At 76.5% G+C, this 1,240-nt stretch carries 1 protein-coding gene; it reads left to right on the plus strand.

Going from position 1 to position 1,240, the window contains the following annotated elements; translation table 11 throughout:
* Positions 1-492 precede the first annotated feature (492 nt).
* Complete coding sequence (locus ABD308_RS15655; RefSeq protein WP_344333971.1) at positions 493-1,224, plus strand: dienelactone hydrolase family protein; 732 nt, start codon at positions 493-495, stop codon at positions 1,222-1,224.
* The last annotated feature ends 16 nt before the right edge of the window (positions 1,225-1,240 follow it).

Below are 1,240 nucleotides of genomic sequence, written 5' to 3' on the forward strand. Positions count from 1 at the left end.
GCCGGGGCGGCGACGGCGGGCGGCGCGCCGAGGGCCGGTCGCGCCGCGCCCGTCGCCGTGCCGAGGAGGACCTGGCAGACGGCCCAGGCCACGAGGAACACGCAGGACAGCGAGGCCGCCGCGGCCCGACGTACGCGTCGCTCCACTCCGGCCCCCTCCCCGCTCGTGCCGTCACCCGGTCCCGTCCGCAAGAAGCTCTCACTCTAGGCGACGACACCACCCCCTGGGCAGGTCGGGGCCCCGAAGCCCTCCGCCGGCACCCGCCCGGATGAGGAGCCCGCGGCCTTACGCGCGGGGGAGACGGCCCGGGTGTTCCGCTCGACGGCGGTGGGCAGGTGCCAGGAGCCGGCGCCGCGTGCTACCGTCCACACCGCCGTGCGCCGCTGCGAACCGAGGAGGTGGGACCGATCAACGCTGTGACAGGTCGGGCACCCCTCCCCCGCATGGCCGGGGAGTGCCCGCGGTAGGCACCCCGAAAGGCCCGTACCATACATGCGCTTCACCACTGACACGTCGTCCGACGGCGTCCGCGAGCGGCTCTTCGTCCTGGGGGAGATCCCCGGCGCGCTCTGGACCCCGGACGGAACCGCCCGCCCCCGCCCCCTGGTCCTGCTCGGGCACGGCGGCGGCGAGCACAAGAAGGCCCCCGCCGTCCTCGCCCGCGCCCACCGGCTGGTCGCCGAGTGCGGCTTCGCGGTGGTCGCACCGGACGTGCCCGGCCACGGGGACCGGCCGGTGCACGAGGAGTACGACCGGCTCGCCACCGCCAACCAGGCACGCATCGAGGCCGGGGCCGAACCCGCGCCGCTGCTCGCGGAGTTCCACGCCCTGGTGGCGCGCCGCACGGTGCCCGAGTGGCGGTCCGTGCTGGACGCCGTCCAGCGGCTCGACGACGTCGGCGCCGGCCCGGTCGGCTACTGGGGCGTCTCGCTGGGATGCGGGCTCGGCGTCCCGTTCGTCGCCGCCGAACCCCGGGTGCGCGCGGCGGTCCTGGGCCTCGGCGGAGCGCTCGCCTCGGCCGAGCAGGCCGCCCGCATCACCGTTCCCGTGGAGTTCCTGCTCCAGTGGGACGACGAGCGGGTCCCGCGCGCGGCCGGCCTGGCCCTGTTCGAGGCCTTCGCCTCCACCGAGAAGACCCTGCACGCCAACCCCGGCCGGCACGGCGACGTCCCGGCGTTCGAAACCGACGGCGCACTGCGGTTCTTCACGCGGCACCTGGGCTGACCGGCACCGCCCTCGG

It is taken from the genome of Kitasatospora putterlickiae (assembly GCF_039527695.1).
GTDB classification, from domain to species: domain Bacteria; phylum Actinomycetota; class Actinomycetes; order Streptomycetales; family Streptomycetaceae; genus Kitasatospora; species Kitasatospora putterlickiae.

What these genes read in the sequence shown, in the direction of transcription:
- ABD308_RS15655 (WP_344333971.1), top strand. Translation starts at nt 493, where the DNA reads ATGCGCTTCACCACTGACACGTCGTCCGACGGCGTCCGCGAGCGGCTC.